The 23,712-nt window shown below is 30.7% G+C and carries 20 protein-coding genes; 17 read left to right on the forward strand and 3 right to left on the reverse strand.

Going from position 1 to position 23,712, the window contains the following annotated elements; all coding sequences use genetic code 11:
* Positions 1–36: 36 nt before the first annotated feature.
* The 5 genes from OW730_RS12735 (at position 37) to OW730_RS12755 (ending at position 6,132) form a co-directional block, all read left to right on the forward strand.
* Positions 37–1,365: a GlmL-related ornithine degradation protein gene (locus OW730_RS12735; protein WP_271229390.1), complete on the forward strand. Its 1,329-nt coding sequence runs from the start codon at positions 37–39 to the stop codon at positions 1,363–1,365.
* Between the two features lie 351 nt (positions 1,366–1,716).
* Entirely contained in the window at positions 1,717–2,778 is a 1,062-nt protein-coding gene (gene orr, locus OW730_RS12740) for an ornithine racemase Orr (RefSeq protein WP_271229391.1), read from the forward strand.
* A gap of 215 nt (positions 2,779–2,993) precedes the next feature.
* Entirely contained in the window at positions 2,994–4,232 is a 1,239-nt protein-coding gene (locus OW730_RS12745) for a S41 family peptidase (protein WP_271229392.1), read from the forward strand.
* Positions 4,233–4,425: 193 nt separating this feature from the next.
* Positions 4,426–5,289: a hypothetical protein gene (locus OW730_RS12750; RefSeq protein ID WP_271229393.1), complete on the forward strand. Its 864-nt coding sequence runs from the start codon at positions 4,426–4,428 to the stop codon at positions 5,287–5,289.
* A gap of 18 nt (positions 5,290–5,307) precedes the next feature.
* Entirely contained in the window at positions 5,308–6,132 is an 825-nt protein-coding gene (locus OW730_RS12755) for an Ig-like domain-containing protein (RefSeq protein WP_271229394.1), read from the forward strand.
* 99 nt (positions 6,133–6,231) lie between these two features.
* Here the strand turns inward: OW730_RS12755 and OW730_RS12760 are convergent, their stop codons facing one another.
* The 3 genes from OW730_RS12760 to OW730_RS12770 all read right to left on the reverse strand — a co-directional run bounded on the left by OW730_RS12760 (position 6,232) and on the right by OW730_RS12770 (position 8,748).
* On the reverse strand, positions 6,232–6,846 hold the full coding sequence (locus OW730_RS12760; RefSeq protein WP_271229395.1) for a non-canonical purine NTP pyrophosphatase: 615 nt from the start codon (positions 6,844–6,846) through the stop codon (positions 6,232–6,234).
* Between the two features lie 269 nt (positions 6,847–7,115).
* Complete coding sequence (locus OW730_RS12765) at positions 7,116–8,039, reverse strand: nucleoside hydrolase (protein ID WP_271229396.1); 924 nt, start codon at positions 8,037–8,039, stop codon at positions 7,116–7,118.
* Positions 8,032–8,748 carry a queuosine precursor transporter gene (locus OW730_RS12770; protein ID WP_271229397.1) on the reverse strand — a complete coding sequence of 239 codons (717 nt, stop codon included), beginning with the start codon at positions 8,746–8,748 and terminating at the stop codon, positions 8,032–8,034. Before OW730_RS12770 ends, OW730_RS12765 begins: the two co-directional genes overlap by 8 nt.
* Positions 8,749–9,220: 472 nt before the next feature.
* Between OW730_RS12770 and OW730_RS12775 the strand changes: the two genes are divergently transcribed.
* From OW730_RS12775 to OW730_RS12830, 12 genes are all read left to right on the forward strand, one after another.
* Positions 9,221–9,907: a radical SAM protein gene (locus OW730_RS12775; protein ID WP_271229398.1), complete on the forward strand. Its 687-nt coding sequence runs from the start codon at positions 9,221–9,223 to the stop codon at positions 9,905–9,907.
* 224 nt (positions 9,908–10,131) lie between these two features.
* Positions 10,132–11,793 (forward strand): SulP family inorganic anion transporter, encoded by a 1,662-nt coding sequence (locus OW730_RS12780; RefSeq protein WP_271229399.1) that lies wholly within the window; start codon positions 10,132–10,134, stop codon positions 11,791–11,793.
* Positions 11,794–12,311: 518 nt separating this feature from the next.
* Positions 12,312–13,997, forward strand: a complete 1,686-nt coding sequence (locus OW730_RS12785; protein ID WP_271229400.1) for a GspE/PulE family protein — start codon at positions 12,312–12,314, stop codon at positions 13,995–13,997.
* Positions 13,998–14,018: 21 nt separating this feature from the next.
* On the forward strand, positions 14,019–15,236 hold the full coding sequence (locus OW730_RS12790) for a type II secretion system F family protein (RefSeq protein ID WP_271229401.1): 1,218 nt from the start codon (positions 14,019–14,021) through the stop codon (positions 15,234–15,236).
* 61 nt (positions 15,237–15,297) lie between these two features.
* Positions 15,298–15,699 (forward strand): prepilin-type N-terminal cleavage/methylation domain-containing protein, encoded by a 402-nt coding sequence (locus OW730_RS12795; protein ID WP_271229402.1) that lies wholly within the window; start codon positions 15,298–15,300, stop codon positions 15,697–15,699.
* Positions 15,700–15,753: 54 nt separating this feature from the next.
* Positions 15,754–16,785, forward strand: a complete 1,032-nt coding sequence (gene pilM / locus OW730_RS12800) for a pilus assembly protein PilM (protein ID WP_271229403.1) — start codon at positions 15,754–15,756, stop codon at positions 16,783–16,785.
* Between the two features lies 1 nt (position 16,786).
* Positions 16,787–17,359: a hypothetical protein gene (locus tag OW730_RS12805; RefSeq protein ID WP_271229404.1), complete on the forward strand. Its 573-nt coding sequence runs from the start codon at positions 16,787–16,789 to the stop codon at positions 17,357–17,359.
* The gene (locus OW730_RS12810; protein WP_271229405.1) at positions 17,346–18,539 is read left to right on the forward strand and encodes a hypothetical protein; all 1,194 of its coding nucleotides are present in this window, start codon (positions 17,346–17,348) and stop codon (positions 18,537–18,539) included. The genes OW730_RS12805 and OW730_RS12810 overlap by 14 nt, the downstream gene beginning before the upstream one ends.
* Positions 18,539–19,492, forward strand: a complete 954-nt coding sequence (locus OW730_RS12815) for a type II secretion system protein (protein ID WP_271229406.1) — start codon at positions 18,539–18,541, stop codon at positions 19,490–19,492. Before OW730_RS12810 ends, OW730_RS12815 begins: the two co-directional genes overlap by 1 nt.
* Entirely contained in the window at positions 19,489–22,308 is a 2,820-nt protein-coding gene (locus OW730_RS12820; protein WP_271229407.1) for a DUF2572 family protein, read from the forward strand. Before OW730_RS12815 ends, OW730_RS12820 begins: the two co-directional genes overlap by 4 nt.
* A complete protein-coding gene (locus tag OW730_RS12825) occupies positions 22,305–22,868 on the forward strand; it encodes a PulJ/GspJ family protein (RefSeq protein ID WP_271229408.1) in 564 nt (187 codons plus the stop codon). Before OW730_RS12820 ends, OW730_RS12825 begins: the two co-directional genes overlap by 4 nt.
* 24 nt (positions 22,869–22,892) lie before the next feature.
* The gene (locus OW730_RS12830) at positions 22,893–23,660 is read left to right on the forward strand and encodes a prepilin peptidase (RefSeq protein WP_271229409.1); all 768 of its coding nucleotides are present in this window, start codon (positions 22,893–22,895) and stop codon (positions 23,658–23,660) included.
* The last annotated feature ends 52 nt before the right edge of the window (positions 23,661–23,712 follow it).

Here is a 23,712-nt window from a genome sequence, read left to right on the forward strand (position 1 = left end):
TTTAGTAGTGAAGTAAAATCCGTGGAGGTGAGAATTGTGAGAGCAGATTATATAATTGCTGAGATTGGAAGTACAACTACAGTAGTAACTGCTTTTGACTTCAGTGGTGAACTACCAAAGGTTTTAGCCCAAGGGAAGGGATACACAACAGTTCTTGAAGGAGATGTAACAATTGGACTTAGGCAGGCAATTGATGATATTGAGAGTCAGATAGAGGAAAAGCTTACTTGGGATAGGATGATAGCCACAAGTAGTGCTGCTGGTGGTCTTAAAATGACTGTTCATGGACTGGTTCATGATATGACTGTAAAGGCAGCAAGAGAAGCAGCACTTGGAGCTGGTGGAATAATTAAAATGGTTACATCAGGAAAGATGAGAGCTAGTGATATTAGAAGGATAAGGAAAATTCAACCTAACTTAATAATGATAGCTGGTGGTACAGATCATGGAGAGAGAGAGACTGCCCTATATAATGCTGAACTTATTAGAGAAGCAGAGATTGATATACCTGTAATTTACTGTGGTAATGTTGCTAATCAGGAAGAGATTAGAGAAATCTTTGAGGGTAAAGAGTTGTATGTTGTTGATAATGTATATCCTAGAATTGATGAGTTGAATGTAGAACCTGCTAGAGAGGTTATTCAGAATGCATTTGAAAATAATATTGTAAAGGCACCAGGGATGGATAAAATAAGAGACATGGTTGATGGAGCTATAATGCCTACACCTGGAGCTGTTATGCAGGCAACAAAACTACTTTATGAAATGATTGGTGACGTTATAGTATTTGACGTTGGAGGAGCAACTACCGATCTTCATTCCGTTACTGAAGGTGGAGCTGATATTACAGATATACTAGTAAATCCTGAACCAAAAGCAAAGAGAACAGTTGAAGGAGATCTTGGATTATTCGTTAATAGCAAGAATGTTATTGATCTTCTTTCAGAAAGGGATCTTGAAGGTCATTCAAAAGAATATATAACAGAGCATATAAAAGCCATTCCAGAAACTGATGAAGAAAGACACTGCAGTGAGATTCTTTGTAAAAAAGCAGTTGAACTTGCAGTTACAAGACATGCAGGATACGTTAAGCGATTATTTGTTGGAAAGAATAGTTTTGTTGCATATGGGAAAGACCTGTCTCAAGTTCAATATATTGTTGGAACAGGTGGTGCATTAACCAGATTGCCTCATGGAAGAGAGATATTAGAGGGAATAAAGTATAGAGGAGAAGATATCTCCATGTTACCTCGTGAAGATGCAAAGGTAAAGATAGATACCATGTATATAATGGCTTGTGCGGGGGTATTGAGTTTAGAAGATGAAGAATCTGCTAGGAAGCTGTTGGAGTTTAGCATACACTAACAACTTACTTAAAAGAAATTGAGAATTGATACCTTTTAAAACAAATGTAGAATGTAGAATGGATAATGTATAATGATGAATGTTTTGCTCTGCAAAACTTCAATTTATTGGTCGTTTGAACAAGAAGGCTTTACTCATTTTATCTCTGGATAAAATATTGTAATTTAAATACAAGGCTACATCTTTAATGATGCAAGTAAACCATCATTGCTCGATAAATAATACAATTAAGATTTCTCGTAGAGAAATGTCCATCGTTTTCAACTTCCAGTTTTCCACTTTCAACTCATTTTTTACTTAGATATTGATTCTTATTATTTACTAAAACTTACGAAGTTAGGGGGAAAGAAAATGAAGTATCCTTGTTTAGAAGTTGATTTAAAAAAGATTGAAGAAAACACTAGATTTATTGTTGATAAATGTAATGAAAAAGGAATAAAAGCTTTTGTTGTTTCAAAAGTATATTGTGCTTATAAAGAGATTGCTGGTGCTTCACTTAAAGGTGGCGCTTATGGAATTGCAGATTCTAGAATACAGAATCTTGAAAAGGTAAAAGAGTTTGATTGTCCAAAATTATTACTTAGAATTCCAATGAAGAGTGAGGTTGAAGATGTAGTAAGACTAGCTGATATAAGTTTGAATTCAGAAATTGAGACAATCATCTTGTTAGATGAAGAAGCAAGAAAGCAAGGAAAGGTTCACAAGATAATATTAATGATTGATCTAGGGGACTTAAGAGAAGGGGTATGGTTCCAGAGTATTGACACTATTGTTGAAGATATTTTAAAACTTGAAAATATTAAGCTTCATGGTATTGGAACAAACCTTACTTGTTATGGTGGTGTTATGCCAGATGATGAGAATCTAGGAAGATTATTAGAAATTAAGAATGAAATTGAGGATAAACATAATATTACTCTTGAAACTGTTTCAGGTGGAAATTCAAGTAGTTTATATAAGGTATTGAATGATACAATGCCAGAAGGAATAAACATGCTTAGAATTGGAGAGGCAATAGTTCTTGGAAGAGAAACAGCTTATGGAGACTTGATAGAAGGAATGCATGAGGATGCATTTGTTCTAAAGGGAGAGATAGTTGAACTTAAAAAGAAACCGTCAGTACCAATAGGTACAATAGGTATGGATGCCTTTGGAAACAAACCTACCTTTGAAGATAGAGGTGAAATTTTAAGAGCAATTGTAGCATTTGGAAGACAAGATGTAAATCCTGATGGTATCGAACCATTGGATGAGAATATTGATATACTAGGAGCTAGCAGTGATCATCTTTTAATGGATGTAACAAACTCATTAAAGGAGTTAAGAGTTGGAGATATCCTTGAATTCAAAGTAGATTATGGTGCATTGCTTAATGTAAGTACTTCAGAGTATGTTAATAAGGTATTTAAATAAAAATAACAGGTATAGTGGACAGTTAATAATTGTCCGCTTTTTTTATGATGTGGAGCTGTTTTGAAAACTTTATTCCTATGGTAGTTCCAAACAATTAAAATAGAAAAAGGGGATTATCATGACGATAATACAATAGTTGTAATGTAATATAATTTTTGTTGATACTACATAGATTAAATAATTGCGAAATAAAAGGGAGTTAAGGGGGATTATATATGAATTATTTAGAAATATTTAATGATGTTGTAAGTATTATGAGAGAGGATTATTCAGGGTGTTTGGATAAAAAAGGATGGGACAACCATGAAAGATATAGAGAATTCATAAAAGTAAATAAAGAGCTTACTGATGAAGAGTTTTCTGATTTAGTGAATGATTATCTTCTTGATTTTAAAGAGCCGCATATGTGGTTCAGGTTTAAAGGGGCAAAGAATAATAATAGAGGGTTCAAGTGCAGAGTTTGGAATAACAGATTGTTTGTTAGTGAGATTTCTGAAAGTGAAGAAATAGAAATTGGTGATGAGATTATTGCATTAGATCAAAAAAATATATTAGAAGTAATAAAAGAAAGTGGAAGGAGAAATTATGGTGAAAAGCCTGAGAGAATGAAAAGGTGGAATCAAGTTTTTCAAAAGTATAATACTTGTACTATACTCAGAAATAATGAAGAAAAAATAATAGATATGAAGTTTTATGAAATGAAGAAACAGGAAAATGAGTACTCATTAAAAGTTTTAGATGATGAAATATTGTTAATGACATTAAGTGATTTTATGGATCAATATAAGGTTGAGAAGTTGATAGAAGAGAATGAAGATAAGTTGGATTCTTGCGAAAAGTTGATAATTGATGTAAGAAATAATGGAGGTGGAATGGACAGTTCCTATTATAAACTTATGGAGTATTTGGTTCCAGAAGGATATGAGTTAGATTTGGATGATGGAGATATGGAGATTAATTATTCCAAAAGAAACTGTGATATAAGAATCAAACAATTTGAAGGATACTTATCTCAAGGGATTGATAGTAAACTTCTAAGGGATTTTCTTGAAGATTTAAAGAAAAACTATAATAAGGGATTTAAGGTATTTAAAATGGAAGATGAAGGAGACTATAAGATTACTGGAAGAGCTAAGAACAGGAAAGTTGTTGTTCTATGTGATATGTATTGTGGAAGTTCGGGAGATGCTTTCATAAAGGCAGCTAAGAGTTCACCTATTGTAACAGTAATGGGGAGGAATTCAGCGGGAGTAACTGATTACTCTAATTTAGCAATCATAGAATTTAATAATAAGTTCAGTATGGGATATCCAACATCTAGAAGTTGTGAGATTGATAAAGGGAAAGGCATACAGAATAAAGGGATTGAGGTCCATGAATATATTCCATGGACACCTGAACACCTTAAAAAAGATATGGATTTAGAAAAGGCGATTGAGTTTTTAAATATATAAGATAGGGACGGTTCATTAATGAGAAATTAATGAACCGTCTTTTGGCTTAATATTGAGTATATTAATTCAAGTGATAAAAAATATGAGGAATAAGGTTAAAATAAAAGCATAAATATACAATTGTAGAATAATATTAGTAAAAATGTTATAATGTGTATGTTAAGAGGCTATATTTATTTAAGGAGGGAATGTAATGAAAAAAATTTTGAAAAGTATGGTGTTTTTAGGGATATTGATATCAATATTTCAAAATGTATATGGAGATGTTCCTAATAGAACCGTTGTAATTGGAGAAAATGCCTTTACTCTTGAGTACGCAAATGATAAAAAAAACATTGATGAAATTAGAGAAAATATAAATAAAAGCGGAGGAAAGATATTTATTAAAGTAAATAATAAATGGTTTGATAATAAGAGAGAAGTTATAAAAGATTATAGTATTATACCTCAAATTAAATATAAAGATTCAAATGGGGTAATTAAATCATATAAAAAGGGTGATGGTGAATTAATAAGAAATGATATAAAAGAAATTAATAATGATGAATTAAAAGCTTTGAAAGATTTCTTTTTAGTAGTAGTAGATGATACCATTGAAGTTGGTCTTGGAAGCAGTAAAAGATTAAGAATCATAAATCCCACTAAAATTCATTATGATGTAGTAAAAGTCAATGGTAGTGGGGTAGATATAAAGAAGGATTATAATTACATTGATATTATAGGTAAGAAATTAGGTACATCAGTGATAACTATAAAATTGAAAAATAGAGTAATTTCTTTAGTAATTCATGTAACTCCAGATGGAAAAAAGAATCCAAATGAACTTATTGTGAATGTAGGAGATGAGTTGAATTTAAAAGTAGGAGAAGAATATACTCTTTTAATTAATGGAGAAGAACTTAATAAATCTGATGTAAAGATGACTTATAATGGAGAAGGATTAATTTCAGTTGATGACAATGGTAAGATAAAAGCACTTAAAAAAGGTGAAGTTGATTTTGTGTTAATATCTCCAACTACAGGTTTATATAAGAAGATAGTTATTATTATTAAATAAAATTAAAGGAGTGGAATTATGAAACGATTATGCAGTTGTTTTATTTTATTTATTTGTTTAATTGGAGCTTCAGTTCCTGTGTTTGCAGAGAGTAATGAAGATTTCATAGTTGCAGGTAATAAAGCTTTTTCGCTTGATTATGCAAACAATTCTTCTAATAACAAAGAAGTTAGTGAGGCTATAGTACAAGCTGACTATAAATGTTATTTCAATATAAATGGAAACTGGTTTGATTTAGATGGAAAATTAATAGTAGATCAAAATATTATTAAGAATATTAGTTATGATGAAATAAAGGTACAACCTAAATTAGGTATACTTATTAAGGAAAAAATTTATTATGATGATTACCATAATAAAATCGAGGAAATTAACTTAAAGATTGATGAGAGTAAATGGTTAGATTTTGATACTGAAGAGGGAGAGGGTGTAGATATTATCTTAGATGGGAATGCAGTTAAAGTTGATATCTATGAAAATAATGGAATTAATATAACCCCTGCTAAAGCTGGAACAGTGAAGCTTGTTGCTAAGAGTAATATAAGTGAAGAGATTTTTGGGGTTTATAGAATTAATGTTTCAAGTAGTAAAAAAGAAAAAAGATTAGAAGTTAATTCAACCAATATCTCATTAAATAAAGGGGAAGCATTCCAATTAAAAATATCAGGAAGTGGGGTTTCGAGTATTTCACAAATCAGAATTACCACTGGAAACAGTGAAATAATAAATGTAGATAAGAATGGTTTGATAAAGGCATTGAAACCTGGTAATGCATCAATTACATTAATCAATGTAGTAACTGGAGATTATCTTCTTATAAAAGTAAATGTAAAAAGTAATTAAAATTTTGAAACTCATTTCGTCTATAGATTAAACATTGTATTTTAACTACAATGTTTTATCCTTAGACGAAATGAGTAAACTTCCATTATCCATTATTAATTATACATTTGTTTTAAGTGATCTCTTAAAGAAATTAAGAAATCCTTCATCATAAGCGTTTTTTGTACCATCATCTCTATCAAGATCCATATAAAATTTACCTGATTTAATTTCAATAGATAATGAATTAAGAGGAAAACCGTGAACTCTATTTTGGTGAGGAGTAGATGTTATTATAAATTCTTCAGATGATATATCATCTCCATCATACTCGATTATTGTATTTTCATCTAGGACGAGACAAATACCATTTTTATATGTAGCAATTGCTTGTCCGCCCATTTCGTGAGCAAGAGAAGCATAGTATTCAATCATTTCCTCATCAGTAAGGTTTTTACCATTAACTCTTCTAACATGTACTCCAGGTTGTTTAGCCTCTTCTAATCCTTTAATAAACAATCCAGAATCACAAGAAAAAACAGGCTTTTTTAGAACTTTATAATAAGCTAATGCTTTTAATTTTGCATTCTCAAGTGGAGCATTACCACTCTCATCTACTTCTGGAATATCAATATCAAAATCCCTTAAAGATAGAATATCCATATCTAATGAAGCTAGCATTCTTTTCATGGCAGTAAGCTTACCAGGGTTTGTAGTACCGTAAACTAATTCCAATGTAATTCCTCCTTATCATCCAAAGAACAAATAACAGAGAACAAAGAACAAATGTTGATACCTTTCAGCGAGGCTGAAAGCTTTTTTCTTTATTCTTTTTCTTTATTCTTTTGTATAGTGCTAAGAATAGTATAGTATACTTCCATAAATATGTAAAATAATAAAGGAACTTTATCTTAACTATGCAGATAAAGTTCCTTTTATTATATATAGATATTCTGAAGTACGAAGAATATCATGGTTATTTGTTATCTTTTCTTTCTTCTTTGTTACTTAAGTTCAAGAGTACTCAAGAACATATCCATAACCTTTTCGGCATTAACTTCATTTAGAATTAAACATTCTTTGCTTTCTGGATAGAACATATTCCATGAATCAACAAGTAGTTGTCCTCTTGTTACACCTTCAGTGACTACTTTCACTGGAGCTGTAATTCCATTGCAGCAGTTATTATCTAAATAATAAGCTATATTTAAAATATCATTTATTATACAACCATCAAAGTTTTCAACTTTTCTATGGAAGTCCATATAGAATTTAGTAACCTCATAAATGAAATTTCCAACTTTATTTTTATCTTTAAAGTTAAGGGTTACATGAGGTGTTAAGAAAATTTTACGTGTTACATCCAAAGTTACCATTGTCATTGGAACTTCAGATTCTAAAATAAGCTCAACTGCCTTTGGATCATGATAATAATTGAATTCTGTAACAGGTGACATATTACCAAATGCTTTATAAGTACCACCCATAGATATGATTGAGTTACATTTATTAAAGATATCTTTATCCTTTAAGTAGGCTCTAGCAAGGTTAGTTAGAGGACCTAAAGCAATGATATCTATATTATCATATTTCTTTAAACTCTCTAAAATAAAATCTTCAGCTTGTACATCCGAACAATAATCAAAGCCTTTTCCATAGTGAGTTTCTCCAAGACCATCTTCACCATGGGTATCTTTAGCATCAATGTACTCCCCATCAAGATTTGGAATTCCGCTAGTATAAACAGGAATGTCTTTACCTAAAAGATTTAAAATAGCTTTTATATTCTTTGCACTTTCTAAGCTATTTACATTTCCACTTACACTTGTGATTCCTATGATATCAATATCAGATTTTATTGCAAATATTAAAGCTAATGCATCATCAATTCCACAATCTGCATCTATAATAACCTTGTTTTTAATCATCAGCACCCTCTCTTGGAGTGATGTATGACATTAGATACATGAATGGAGTATCTACAATTGCAGCTATATATTTTACTATTAAAGTAGTAACGATTACAGTAAATGCAATTGACATAGGGAATATACCTACTAGGGCAAATCCTAGAGTTACAAGAATAGTATCAACAAGTTGAGAAATTATTGTTGAACCATTATTTCTAATCCATAAAGATTTTCTAGAGCTATCCCAGTTTTTCAGCTTTGAATAAATATATACATCCAAAGATTGGCTAATTAAGAAAACTAAATTTCCTACAAAAACAGCTTTTAAAGCACCACCGTTTATAGAGAAAAATAAGTTTAAAGCCTCATTGAAGTTTGAACTGTATTCAAGTCCTTGAAATATTGTAGAAATATACATGATGATTATAAATGAAATATTTGCAAAAATTGAAATATGAACAGATTTTCTTGCTTCCTTATATCCATATTTCTCGTTTAATAGGTCAGTGGCAAGGAATATACCTGCAAACATAACATTACCTAAAGTTGCTTCAAGCTCAAAGAGTCCAAAATCAAAAATTACACCCTTATTAACCTGTAGGTTTGCAGCAATAACACTTAGGACGATATATCCTAAAATACCACGCTTCCCAAAAAATTTGTATGCAGCCGCTATAAGTGCAAAATTTACAACTGCAAAGATCAAAAATACTAATAAGTTATTCATAAATTATCTCCTCCTAGTTTTGTTTACGCAGGATGGTTTCGAACTGCGGTTTTTTTCAAACAGATATATTATATAGGATATTATGTAAAAGTACAAGTTATACTTGATTTATAAAGGATAAAAAATGAATGGTAGGAATAAAAAAGATGAGAGTTGAAAGTTGAAAGTGGAAAGTGGACAACGAATGACATTTCTCTCCGAGAAATTTAAAATAATTGTTTAGTGGATAAGAGAATTAATTTGTTTCATCATAGGGGAAACATTGTACTTTAGACTGCAATATTTTATCTCAGATAAAATGAGTAAAAACTTCTTGTCTTAAATAACAAAAAAATGCAGTTTCTAAGGTAGCAGAAACATCCATCGTTGTTAACTGTCAACTTTCCACTGTCAATTTCTTTTATAGGTTTTTAATTTTTTTTTGTGTACGCAGCGCGTACTTTTTATGTTATACTGGCTTTGGTGATGAAAAATGATGAGATACAGTGTGATAAAAAATAAATTTCCAAGAGAGATTCTCCTTTTAAAAGCAACTCCATGTAAATGGGGAAAGTGTACTTTCTGTGATTATATACATGATAACTCCATGGATATTGAGCATATAAATGAAGTTAATCTTAAGGTTATTGAGCAGGTTACAGGGGAGTATGGGGTACTTGAGATTATTAATTCAGGAAACGTTTTTGAGTTACCTAAGGAAACTCTTGAGGGAATTAAGAAAAAAGTAAAGGAACTTAATATAAAGAGATTGTTCTTAGAGGCTCATTGGATATATAGAAGCAGGTTACAGGAAATGAGAGATTTCTTTGGAGTTGATATAATATTCAAAACAGGGCTTGAGAGTTTTGATGAGGAATTCAGAGAGGATGTTCTTAAGAAAGGTTTTAATTATAAGAATTTAGAAGAATTAAAAGGTTACTTTAATTCTGTATGTCTTATGGTGGGAATTAAAGGGCAAACTAAAGAAATGATAAAAAATGATATAAAAGTAGCTCTTGAAAATTTTGAGCATTTTACAGTAAATGTGTATACAGAAAACACTACACAGATTAAGCCTGATAAGGAACTTATAGATTGGTTCCAAGATGAATACAGATGGCTTGAGGACGAAAAAAAGTGTGAAGTATTGTGGGTTAATACTGATTTTGGAGTAGGGTAAAAATATATATTATTTAAAACTAAACTCAATTTAGATGAATTATCTAAATTGAGTTTGATTTTTATGTATATAAATGTTGATTTTTTTATCCTATCCAATTAAAATGGAAATGGTTGTTTATATTACATTAAATATTAATGCATACAAGGTTTGTAAAAAGCAATACAAAGTAAGTTTTAACATTAATAAATATGGTATACATATTAAAAGAAAGAAGGGACAAAATGTCTACATTAAAACCTAAATTATTTACTACATTGAAAGATTACACAAAGGAGCAATTTTTTAAGGATGTGACCTCGGGAATTATTGTTGCAATAATTGCATTACCATTATCTATAGCCCTTGCAATTGCTTCAGGTGTGTCTCCTGAAAAAGGATTATACACAGCGATTATTGCTGGATTCCTTATCTCTTTATTAGGAGGAAGTCGAGTTCTAATTGGAGGACCAACTGGTGCCTTCATGGTTATTGTATATGGCATTGTCACAAAGTATGGTGTTGATGGATTAATTATGGCTACTCTCATGGCAGGAGTAATTCTAGTGCTTATGGGGCTTTGTCAGTTAGGTGGGGTTATTAAATTCATACCTTATCCAATTACTATAGGATTCACAAGTGGGATAGCGCTTGTAATCTTCTCATCACAAATTAAGGACTTTTTTGGACTTACATTAAATGAAGTACCCGCTGAATTCATTGGAAAATGGGAGGCATATTTTAAAGCTATTGATACAATAGATATACAAACGACCATTATTGGAATGATAGCTTTGTTGATAATAATTTTATGGCCTAAGATTAATAAGAAGATACCTGGAGCATTTATAGCTCTTATAGTTACTTCTGTAATTGTTAAGGTATTCAACCTAGAGGTGGCAACTATTGGTAGTAAGTTTGGGGAGATTTCATCATCATTACCAATGCCACAATTTCCTGCTTTTGATCTAAATAAAATTCCATTACTAATAGGTCCTGCAATAACAATAGCTCTTCTTGGTGCTATAGAATCTTTATTAGCAGCGGTAGTTTCTGATGGTATGATTGGTGGAAAACATAGGTCTAACATGGAGTTAGTAGCTCAAGGGGTAGGAAATATAGGTTCTGCTTTATTTGGAGGGATTCCTGCAACAGGAGCAATTGCAAGAACGGTAGCTAATATAAAGAACGGTGGTAGAACACCAGTAGCAGGAATGGTACATGCAGTAACACTCCTTCTTATTATGGTTATCTTCATGCCGCTGGCAAAGATGATACCTTTAGCTGCATTATCTGCAATATTAATAATTGTTGCATATAATATGAGTGAATGGAGAGAGTTTAAAGAATTATTTAAATCTCCTAAAAGTGATATTCTAATCTTAGTAGTTACTTTTTTAGTAACAGTACTTATAGATCTAGTTAAAGCAATTGAATTAGGGATGATATTATCAGCATTTTTATTTATGAAAAGAATGACTGATGTATCTAATGTTAATATGGTTAAAATGGATGCAGCTGAAGAAGATGAACAAGAGGTGTTTGATTTCAATAAAGAAAGTATGAAGCTTAGAACTTCTGAAAATGTACAGATATATGAAATTAATGGACCTTTCTTCTTTGGAGCAGCAGATAAGTTTATGGAAGTCATGAGTGATTTAGGACACACAACAAAAACTTTGATTATTAGAATGAGAAATGTTCCTTCAATGGATGCTACAGCTTTACATGCATTTAAAAGAATGATAACAATGTGCAGGAAGCATAAAATTAATATAATAATTTCTGGAATTAATGAGCAGCCAAAGAAGGTATTAAAAAAAGCTTCAGTTTATGAGTTGATTGGTGAGGAAAACTTTTTTACTACTATAGAAGAAGCTATAGATTATTCAAGAAAAATAAATTAAATAAAAGTTTAAGAAAAGAAGTAATGTTTTTCATTACTTCTTTTTTGTATTTTACATAGAAATAAATCTGAAAGCTGTGAAAGATTTATTACCATTTAACCAGAAATAATAACCAGTCACATTCATTATTATGTATTTTGATTTACAAATCATTAAAAAAACTTAATTTATGATAAAATAATTATAAGGTAAAAAATACCAAAATATGTAAATTAAACTTGTCGGAAAAAAGTATAAAGGGGTGGTAATGAAGTAGAATTGATAAGTTTTAGAAAATTGATATATTGAATTAAATAAATGCGTGTAAAAATTAAATTATTGGGTTATTTAGTAAAATGGTTGGTAGAAAAATTTGATAGATATAAGCAAGTGTGGAGAAAGAGAAAAATTTAATGGTTTTTACAAAAAAAGAACAAAATGTTAACTTTTTTATGTTTTTTTAATTGTGCATTAATAAAAAGTGGTATATAATTGTATTTATTAGGAAAAATATATAAAAAAATGAAAGAAGAGGTTATATGTTTAAAAGCAGGAAGAGACTAGGAGACCTTTTAGTTGAGAGTGGGAAACTCACAAATGAACAATTAAAAGAGATATTGTCATTACAACGAGGAACGAAGAAGAAATTAGGGGAATTAATAATAGACAATAATCTACTTAGTGAAGATGAAATATTAGATGTATTGAAAATTCAACTTAAGTTAGATAGGGCATATTTAGATACTGAAAATATAGATGTAGAAGCTATAAAACTAGTCCCAGAGCGAATTGCAAAAAAATATATTGTCTTTCCATATAAGATAGAGGGCAATAGAATGAAAGTTGCTATGGTGGATCCTTTAAATCTTTTTGCTATTGATGATCTGAAGATAACGTCAGGTAAGGAAATTATACCTGTTATTTCAACAAGAGATGAAATAGAAAGGTCTATTGATAAGAGTTACTCAAAGAGAAATGTTGAAAAAGTTGCTGAAGAGTTGAACAAAGAAGTAAGAGATAGAAAAATTACCCTTACTGATGAAGAAGTGAGTTTAGAGGAGATTAAGAATGCGCCAGCGGTAAAATTAATTGATTCCATATTTGCTAACGCAATAAAATCAAAAGCAAGTGATATTCATATTGAAGTTTTTGACAGCCATGTAAAGGTAAGATATAGAATTGATGGAGTATTAAACGAGATATTAAGAATGCCAAAAGAATCACAGTCAGCACTTATTGCAAGGATTAAAATCATGGCGAATCTTGATATAGCAGAAAAGCGGATACCCCAAGATGGGCGTATTATGACAGATATGGGGAATGAAAAGATAGATTTGAGGGTATCTTTATTACCAACCATACATGGGGAAAAGGCTGTAATAAGAATACTTAAGAAAGACAAGAATCTTGTTAATAAGAGAAATTTAGGTTTCAGTGAAAAACAACTTGAAAGAATAGAGAAGATGATTAAAAGCCCTTTTGGAATCGTATTAGTAACGGGACCAACAGGAAGTGGTAAAACTACTACATTATACGCTGTGTTAAATGAATTAAACAATAGTGATAAAAATATAGTTACCATTGAAGATCCTGTTGAGTATGAGATGGAGGGAATAAATCAAGTAAACATAAATACAAAAGCTGGCCTCACTTTTAATGCAGGTTTAAGATCAATATTGAGACAAGATCCGGATATTGTGATGATAGGAGAAATCAGAGATGGAGATACAGCACAGATAGCTACAAGAGCTGCAATTACAGGGCACTTTGTTTTAAGTACAATACATACTAATGATGCCGCTTCTGCTGTAGTCAGATTAGTTGATATGGGAGTTGAATCTTATCTGGTTTCAACGGCACTCTCAGGAATAATTGCACAAAGGCTGGTAAGAAAACTTTGCCCTCATTGTAAGGATAAATTCGTTCCTACAAAAGCACAGAGGGAGATGGTGGGTATAACTCATGATGATCATTTAGAGTTCTATAATGCAATAGGGTGTTCCAAATGTGGAAACACTGGCTATGTTGGAAGGATAGGACTTTTTGAGGTTATGGAGATAACAAATAGACATAGAGACATGATTCAAGAGGAAAAATCCACTGAAGAGTTAAGAAAACTTAATGATGAAATGGGTATCGTTTCCTTAAAGGGACAGGCTCTAGAATATTTAATGTTAGGTGAGATAACCATAGGGGAATATGCTAAGGTGGCTTTCTTAGAATAAATATCTGGAGGAGGTGGATAAGTGCCGCAGTATGTTTATAAAATCATTGACAAGTCCGGAAAAGAGAAGAAAGGGACTTTCACTGCTAATAATAGAAATGAAGTAATGGCTATGATTAGAGACAATGGCTGTTATGCAATAGATGTTAGTGAAAAGGAACAAGGATCAAAAGAGATACAGTTTTCCATGTTTTCGAAAGTTAAAGCCAAAGAATTATCCATATTCTGCAGGCAGCTTCACACCATGTTAAAGGCTGGAGCACCTTTGATTAAATCTATGGATATTATAAAAGGAAATATGGAGAATAAAAAATTAAAGGATGCTATTGGTGATTTAATTGATAGTATTCAAAAAGGAACAGCACTTTCAGAAGGAATGGGAGAACATAGTGATATATTTCCTCCAATGCTGATAAATATGATTGCAGCAGGGGAAATGAGTGGTACCCTTGATGATGTTTGTCTTAGAATGGCATTGCATTATGAGAAAGAAAATAAACTCATGAACAAGGTTAAAACTGCCATGACATATCCTATTATTCTTCTTGTGGTCAGCGTATCTGTTGTAACTTTTTTACTTACGGCCGTAATGCCACAGTTTGTTGAGATGTTTGAGGATGGTGGGGTAGAACTTCCCTTTCTTACAAGAATGTTAATGAGTGCAAGTGATTTTTTAAGAAATTATATATTGGCTATTATTGGAATCATAATACTAATTGTATTTGGATATAGATACATAAGAACAAAAGAGAATGTTGCAATAAAAATCTATAGAAATAAGCTTTCATCACCCTTATTAGGGAATATAAGAAGAAAGGTTGTAGCATCGAGATTTACAAGAACTATAGCATCAATGGTTAAAAGTGGTATACCTATAGTAGATGCTATGGAAGCTGTAGCCGAAATTATTGGGAATGCATATATTAGGGACAAGCTTATTACTGCAAAGGATCAACTCATGAAAGGAGATTCCTTCTCAGAAGTTGTTGGTAAGATAGAAGAGTTCCCTCCTATGATTTCTGCTATGTCAAAGATTGGCGAGGAATCAGGTGAACTTGAAGAGATACTTGATAAAACAGCAGATTTTTATGATGAAGAGGTTGAAGAAGCTGTAAAGAAAATGACTGCTATGATGGAACCTTTAATGATAATAGTGATGGCAGTGATTATTGGATTCATTGTACTATCAATAATGCTCCCAATGTTTGATATGGCAAATGCCGTAAATGGAGGAATGTAAACCCCGTGGAGGTTTTCCACGAAAAATATAAATAAAACCAAAAATATGGAGGGGTAAAATTATGATTAAAGAGTTGAGAAATAAGAAAAAGAAAGGATTTTCACTTGTAGAGCTTGTAGTTGTTATTGCAATTATTGCAATTTTGGCAGCCGTTGCTGTTCCTAAGTATTCTGCATATAAAAATAATGCAGCTATAAAAGCAAATACAGCAAACGCAAAATTAATTGCTGAAGCAACAATAATGGCTATTGACAGTGGAGAGATTACTGCAGAAGAATTAAAAAGCGACATTGAGATTATTAAAGGTGCAGAAAATTCAAAATGGGATGATGATATTGCGCCATATCTTGGAGCTGATGTTGAAAGTAAAACTTCAGATACTACTGTTAAAGTAGGTATTAGTAATGATGAGAAAAAAATAACAGCTACAGTAGGCGCTCAATCTTATTCAATTGATTATTAATAAAAGGGCACAACCAAGTGCCCTTTCACAAATCCCCCAATGGAGGAATGAAATATGTTAAATATAAATAACAAATTATGTATAGACATAGGAAACAATAAAATAAAGATTACTGAGGCTGCTATTTCTAAAAATGGGATTAACATTAAGAAGGCAGTCATTTTAGATACCCCAGAGAATTCCTTCATGGATGGAAATATAACAAACATTATATCCATAAAAGATGAGATTGAGAGAGGGCTAAAGGAAAATAAGATAAAATGCAAAAATGCAATTTTCACAACTAATAGCTCTAATATCATAACCAGAGAAATAGAGATTCCAATCACAAAAGATAAGAATATTAAGGGCTTAATTAGAACGCAGATGGAGCAGTATCTTCCTTTATCTTATGATGCTTATGTTCTTGAGTATATTAAACTTGGGAATATTGATAATAAACTTCTTGTTAGAGTTGGAGTTTTTCCAAAGGATATGGCTAAGAATTATTATGATCTATGTAATAATCTTCGTTTAAAGCCTGTTGCGCTAGATATTCACTCTAATGGAGTGACAAAGCTAATAAAGAAGGCTGATAAAATTAATGGACTAAATATTCAAGATGGATCTTTTGTACTGGTTGACATAGGAGATAGCAGTATCACCTTTAATGGTTATAAGAATAGAGAGTTAAGATTCTCTAGAATGATTCAATCTGGATTTGGAGATATTTTTAGATACTTCTATGAGGAAAGAGGAGAGTCTAAAGACGCTGTGATGAAAATTATTGAAAATATAGATTTAGATAAGCTTTCAGGTGAAGAAGATGTAGAATCATCAATTATTTACGATACTACTCTTCAGTGGGGAAGAGAGATCGAAAGACTTCTAAATTATTACTCAAATACTTTGAAGAATGAAGTTGATATCATCTATGTATATGGAGGAGGAAGTAAACTCAAGGGGATAGAAAACATTCTTAAAGAAATGGTTGATATTGAGGTGAAAAAGTTAAAGGAAATTAATTTTAAAGGTATTGACTTAAAAAATGAAAATATTGAAATGCTCATAAATAATATTGGAGCTTCATTTAGAAACGGGAGGTAGCATGCGCGATTTAAACTTTTTTAATTCTTTTATTGAAGATAAGAAGAATAAGAATAGAATAGTCTCAGTTCTTTTAATTGTAATAATAGTTATTTTTGGTGCTGCCATTAGCTCTATTGTATATTTAGAGATTTTAATATCCAGTGAAAAGGCTAGTATTGAGAGGAATAATAAATTACTTAGTTCAAAAAGTTTATCTAATATAGAAGAAAACCTGACTGCTGGTGAAGAAGAGGCGAGAGCACTCAATGAATTCCTGTTACAGGTGAATTGTGCAAAAGAATATATTGATAACTCTAGTAATATTACTACTAAAGAAATTCTAGGGATATTCAATTCGCTACCTGAGAATGTGAGTGTAAAATCATTTATATGTAATAGAGAAGTTGTATCTTTACAGTGCGAGACTGTTGATAGAAAAGGTGTTGCTTCAACAATAAAAAATCTTAAGGAATTAGGATTAGAAGATGTGTATGTACCTTCAATAGTATCAGTTAAAAAAGATGGAACTACTGATTACAGTTTTATGATTTCAGGGAAGATAAGGGAGGGTGAAAATAATGAATATGACTAAAAGAGAAAAGGTTATGGTTATGATTCTCTCTGCTGTCATATTGATGTTTCTTTACTCTAAGTTTCTTCTTAATCCTAAACAAGAGAAACTCCAGAACTTAAGGGATGAAAAGGTTAAGCTAGAGCAGAAAGTTAAGTTGTTAGATCATAAGGGTAATAGAGATAAAGAAATTCTTAAGTTAATAGAAGAACTTAAAAAGGAAGTAAATTCACTATCTCTTGATATATTTAACTACATTGAAGAAGAAGATGTAATTGGAATTATGGATGAGATTATTGATAATTCAGAAATTACAATAAACAATATGTCAATTACTCCTAAAACTAATGAAATGATCACTTTAAATATTACTGAAGAGGTTAATGACTTAGATAAGAGTTCAATTGAACAGGCTTATGAAAAAGTCATAGCTTTTAATAAAGAAGAGGAAGTACAAGAAAAAAATGAAGTAAAAGAATCAAAAAATAATAAGACAAAAGTGGTAGATGTAAGCAGTTCAAAGATAGGAGTTACATTATCATATAAGGGGACTTTTAATCAGTTAATGAAATTCATTTCTGAGATTGAGTCTTTTAGAAAAAAGATAGTTATTAAGAATATAAATATTATTAGTGGAGAGATGTTTGAGTTATCGGGAAACATTGCACTTGAGTTTTATTATCTTCCTATTTCAAGTAATGAGGAGTATATGAAGTTCTATCCTAATGCTGATAGAAATAATCCATTTGTTTCAAAGGAACAGGATAGTAATGAGATGAACTTTTTAACTACGAAGGCTGATCTTGATATTATGTTGAAGCCAACCAGTTCTGACATTCCAACAATTTATGTTAAGCTTTCAGATGATAAAGATGATAGTTTAGTTGTTTTTGATAGTGAGGAATATGAAAATTGTAAAATTATAATTAAAGAGAAAGAAGAAAAGTATTTTATTAAGTACTCTGTTGGGAATAAGAGTTTTCCTCGAATTGGATACGAGATGTTTACTCCAAACAATGAGGGTTTAATCAAAATAGAGGTGAATTCTACTGATAGGAATTCAGATAAAGATACTAATGGTATAAATCTGATTATTGAAAATGAGACAGAACTACCAGTGAAGGTTAAAGTAATTAGTGATGATAAAAAGAGACCTAGATGCATAATAACAGATGTTGTAGGTAAGGTGGAATTAGAATAATGAAATGGTTATTAAAAAAAAGAAAAAAAGGATCAACTTTTTTAGAGATTATTCTTGCATTGTCCATCGTTGGAATAATATCAATTGCTGTATTTAACAATATCTATTTCTCCTTGAAGGCTAATAAGGAGATTGATAAGAGACAAAACAGCAGTATAATAGCACAAGATGTTTATGAAAAGATAAAGAACATGGGTCAAGATGATTTTCAAAATCTAGCTAAGTCATTGGGGAATAAAGATGAAAATAGTTTTTTTGGTGAGGAATATACTGAAATAATAAATAGTGATAAAAAAAAGTTTGGAGAAAATCTTAATACCTTCAAAGTATTCAATAAAAAAAATACAGAACTTTATGTGAAGGTTTCATTACCAGAAGTAAATACAGGACTGGTTATTACTCCAGGAATAAGTGCTGATAACCATAATTTACATGAATGGAAGAGCTTCTCAAGCTGTGAGGTAGGAATTGAAATAACAAATAAAGATGTTAATTCATATCATGTTCAGTTTTATCATGATGGAGTAGCTAGTACGCCCTTTCAAAGGGCAAAAGAAGAATTAATGCCAAAGGTAAGTTTAGATGGAAATTTCGTAAGGGTATACTTTAATAATGAAAATGTATTTGAAAAAAATATTACATACGATGAAGATGGACAAGTTAAAGACCTTAATATGTATATAAAGGACAATTCAGGAGGAAATTTATTTTATATATTTAGTAATGATGCAGCTGCAGGGTTAAATCTGTACCTTGAACATAATGGGGCGAGTAATACTGACTTTATTACATATGGAGATCATATTAACGTTTACAGTAATAAAAATGGAGAGAATATTAGAACTGATAGTGTATGTAATTTCACAGTTGCTGTTTATAAAAAAGATAGTGATGATTTTATAAAGATCATTGAAATTAAAGGACACAAAAAGTTTAAGAGGTTTGAGTTATGAGAAAAAAGAGAGGATCTATTCTTATATATGTTATGGCAATATTTGCAGTTCTGATGATAATGGGTGCAACTTTAAGTGCTCTTACAATTCAGAGCATGAAAAATCGAAAATATTATTCTACTAAAAGGGTGAATTTATACTATAGTGAGAGTGGAATAGATGAGGCATATGGAATTGCATCTGAATATGTGAATTCTGCTTACAATTATGCATTGAACGAAACTAACAAAATAATTGGAGAAGTTATTATAAGTGATAAAGTTATTCTCGAAAAAGTCCTCCATATGAAGGAAAAACCAGGTTACAACGTGGAGGAAGTAAATAATGAGATTAAAAATCTTAAGTTGTTTAATGAGGATGGAAAATTATCAGCCGCAAATATAAATGATAAACAAGATGAACTTTTCAAGGAAAAATATATTAAGTTTTTTAATGATAATATGTCAAAATTAATTGATGATTTAGAAAGAGATACTTATTCTGCTGGTGATAGTGGAAGTATTGAAGTAAAAGTCAGTGATCATAATATAACGGTTAGTGATGAATTCCTATTAAATATTGTATCTACCTTCAGCGATCAAGGTATAGAAAAGAGTATTGCAGCAGAGTTTAAGTTTATCACTCCAGAGTATGGATCTAAAATATCTTTTCCAAGTGAGTATACAGTTTTTTCAGAATCACCTGTATGGAACAAAGGGCTTGTTGTTAACCAAACTTTAAGAGTTGGCAATGGTACTTATCCAGATAATAAAAAGACTATACTTACAGTGAATGGTGATGTTTATGTTAAAGGAAAAGATAAATCAGCAATAATTATGAATTCGCATAATAGTGAGCTAAAAGTTAAGAGTGGGAAAGTTATTGCTTGTGAAGGGGTTAAATTTGATTATGATTCTGAAAATAATAAATCAGAGGGAGCAAATTTTACCATAAGTGATGGAAGTCTTTATACAAAGAAAGTACTTTTTAATAAAGACTCATCTCATACTAATGGAGCAGAAGGTGCTTTACTTGATGTAAGAGGCTCATTATATGTTCTTGATGACTGTGAGATTAACTCCGAAAAAGCCACACTAACAGTAGGAGACTCATATTATGGTGTATCAAGTGGGGAAGATTCAAATGATAACAAAATAGATAACTCAAGTTCAATAATTATCAATGCAGAAGACCTTGGAGATGAGGGAAGTAGTGTAACTATAAGTGGGAAAGTATATTTAGCCGGAACATCTTATATTATGGGATTATATGACCCTTTAGGCAATGATAAATATAATTATCAGACGGGAGAATCCATATCCATAAAGGGGAATTATAAAGCCTATACAGGTAGTTTAAAAAGGAATCCAGAAATTGATGAATTGGAATTAAAGTTTAAGTATGAGCTAGAGAAAACCATGTTGTCACCTTTATTATTATCAACACATTATAATAAATACTCAAAATGGTTTACTATATATGAAAATAAAATTTTCCTTGGTATGGACAAGAGGTTAATAGATAGATACGCAGAAGAGGGTATATATAGTTATAAAATAGATTTACCTGAAGAGGATGTACCAGAAGTTGAAAATTCAACATTTTCAATAGGTCACAAGGAAAGTCTTGATTCAAGTTACTTTAATTCAATAAAAAATAATAAGTTTTTAAGTATAAATTTAATTAAAAGTGATAGCGAAATAAACATCAAAGTCCCAATACTTCAAAAGAATGTTGAAGCATTTTTATTAGGGAAAGATAATGTATTTGTGACAATGACCCCTAAAGGTGAAATGGAGATTTCGCCAGAAGTTGCTAGTTATGTAGAGGTTATGGTGAATAACAGGAAATTCGATGGAGCTTTAGATGAATTTATTCAGATTTCTGACTCTACTGAAGGACAAAAAGTGTCTGTAATAATAAAAAATAGTAAAAAAAATGATCTTATAACTGAGGAAATAAATTTACAAAGTTATAACACAGAATTCAATGATTTTAGTTTATATGACAAAAGTAAGTATTTTGTTAAGTTCTATGAGGATTATAAAGGTGATGGTATTATACAGGATGGTAAAGGAATTGAAATTATAAATACTGATGAAAGTATCTATAATGGGGCTATTATTTCAGAAGTTACATTAGAAGATAAAACTAAAGATACCATAGCTAAAAATGCTAACTACTCATCACAGAATGATTATTATATTAAACACAAGAAAGCGGAACTTAAAGATAAAATATTTTATATGGATATCTTTGAGAATATGATTGTTAACGATGATGATGACAACAAAAAAGTAAAGGATCTGGGAGATATAAGTGCTCAGGAATATAAAACCTTACGTGAAAATAATGGTAAAACTCCAGAAAAGGTTACAGAATATGAAATTACACCAAATAGTTTATTAACTATCAATAAGAATGTTGACTCTTTATCTACTGGATTGTATATAAATACAGGAGAGTTAGTACTTTCTAGTATAAAAGAAAGTGAAAGTCCTTTGCAAGGCAAGGGGACAAGGGTTATGTTAAATGATAATTCCTCAGGAATAATCATTTGTCAAGGGGATGTTTATATTGAAGGTAATTTTAATTTTACTGGAACTATAATTACTCTTGGAAACTTATATGTGGAAGATGGTTCCAATGTAAATATTTACTATGATGATACATTAGTTAAAAAGTATGTTGCTATGAATTATGAGAAGTTGAAGGATGTTTTTAAAAACATTCAGGGATACAAATTAGATACAGTAAAAATGGAAGTATACAAAAATAATGTTAGAACTAATACTGAGGTACCTTTAACAATTGAGAAATGGGTTGTGATGAAATGATGAAAAATAAAAAAGGCTTTACCTTGATTGAGTTAATTCTTGTAATTGGGTTATTTTCAGTGGCTTCACTTGTTATCTTCTCACTTTTTATGAGTAATTATATGAGAATGGAAGCTCAAGGTAGAGAAACTTATCTACAGGAAGATATAGATAGAGGGTTAACTCAACTTTCAGATAGACTTATGGGGACAAGTAAAATTATAAAAATAACTGAAGCTGAGAGTGGGAGCAATACTACGTCCATGGAATTTCAATATTATTTTAAAGATAAAGATGACCCCTATAATGGAAAACTTTATCTAGAGGGAAAAGATGGGGAGTACACTCTAAAGTTAGACTACTCTATTAGAGGAAGTGAAGTGGCTACTAAAACGCTGATGTCCTACTTGGAAGTTTTCGAAATAAAGTTAATAGATCATGATGGAAATCCCGTGACTGATTATGAAAAATATTTAAATAAAGTCTGCTCACTTGAGATTAACTACACTGTAGCTACTTCATATAAGAAGATTGTAAAGAGGAAGAGTGGCAAGCTTAATATTAAGTTGAGAAACATTTAGCACAATAGTATAAGGAGTTTGACTATGATAGGATTTTTCATATTTTTAATAGGAATATGCATTGGAAGTTTTATGAATGTTTGTATTTATAGAATTCCAGAAGAAGAGAGTTTGATACCAAGTTCTCACTGTAAAGTATGTGATTACAAACTAAAAGCTAAAGATTTAATACCAATAGTTAGCTATTTATTATTAAAAGGAAGATGCCGAAGTTGTGGTAAAAAATTCAGTATCCAATATCCATTGATCGAATTGCTGAATGGGATATTATATTCATTACTGTATATTAAATATGATTTTTCTATAATCTTTGTAAAATATTCGATTATTGCTTCAATCTTAATAGTTTTAGCACTTATAGATTACAATACCCAATATGTTTATAGCCTTGTTTCATGGAGTGGAATAATTGTATCTGGGATATTTGTTTTTATTCATTTTTTAAATAAAGAAAATGTATCAAGTTTTTTAGTTGCAGCCATGGTTGGAGTAATTATTTTTGGAGGAATTAATTTATTTTCCAAAATTATGTACAAAAAGCAAGGGTTGGGAGGAGGGGATGTGGAAGTAATACTTTGTATGGCATTAACATTAGGCATCTCTAATTTCATATTGAGTTTCTTTCTCTCTGTAACCCTTGGTTCAATAATATGCTTGTTATTATTGGGTTTAAAGAAGATTAAAAGAGGAGATTATGTTCCCTTTGTTCCATTCTTGGCATTAGGAACGTTTATAACAATGTTCTTTGGGGATGAAATAATTAAAATATATATGGAACGTATTTTGCTATAAAATAGCATTTCAAAATATAAGGTTGTATACCATTGGTAAAAACACCAAAATA

It is taken from the genome of Oceanirhabdus sp. W0125-5 (assembly GCF_027938815.1).
Lineage (GTDB): Bacteria > Bacillota > Clostridia > Clostridiales > Clostridiaceae > Oceanirhabdus.